This window comes from Mycobacterium sp. 1081908.1, from assembly GCF_001673535.1.
In the GTDB taxonomy this organism is placed as follows: Bacteria; Actinomycetota; Actinomycetes; order Mycobacteriales; family Mycobacteriaceae; genus Mycobacterium.
Genome location: NZ_LZLY01000039.1, coordinates 1 through 618, shown reverse-complemented (window position 1 = coordinate 618; position 618 = coordinate 1). Strand labels below are relative to the sequence as shown.

Genomic DNA, 618 nt, shown 5'->3' with positions numbered 1-618 from the left:
CTGCGCCTACTTCGAGCGGGACGACATGACCCTCGAGGAGGCGCAGATCGCCAAGATCGACCTGTCGCTGGGCAAGCTCGGGCTCGAGCCGGGGATGACGCTGCTCGACGTCGGCTGCGGCTGGGGCGCCACGTTGCGGCGCGCCATCGAGAAGTACGACGTCAACGTCGTGGGCCTGACGCTGTCGGAGAACCAGGCCGAGCACGTCCAGCAGATGTTCGACCAGATGGACACGAACCGCTCGACGCGGGTGTTGCTGGAGGGCTGGGAGAAGTTCGACGAGCCCGTCGACCGCATCGTCTCCATCGGCGCCTTCGAGCACTTCGGCCGCCAACGCTGGGGCCATTTCTTCAAGATGGCTTACCGGGTGCTGCCCGCCGACGGGGTCATGATGCTGCACAGCATCACGCGTCCCACCTTCAAAGAGGCCAGGGCGCAGGGCACCCCGCTGACCCACGAGGTCGTTCACTTCACCCAGTTCATCCTGGCCGAGATCTTCCCCGGCGGATGGCTGCCGACGATCCCGTCGGTCGAAGAGCACGCGACCGACGCCGGTTTCAAGGTGAGTCGGATCCAGTCGTTGCAGCTGCACTACGCGCGGACGCTGGAAATATGGGC

The 618-nt window shown here is 65.5% G+C and carries 1 protein-coding gene; it reads left to right on the top strand.

What is annotated here, in order from left to right; translation table 11 throughout:
* The coding region (locus tag A5655_RS06220; RefSeq protein WP_067006854.1) for a class I SAM-dependent methyltransferase at window positions 1–618 on the top strand (618 nt) is incomplete at both ends.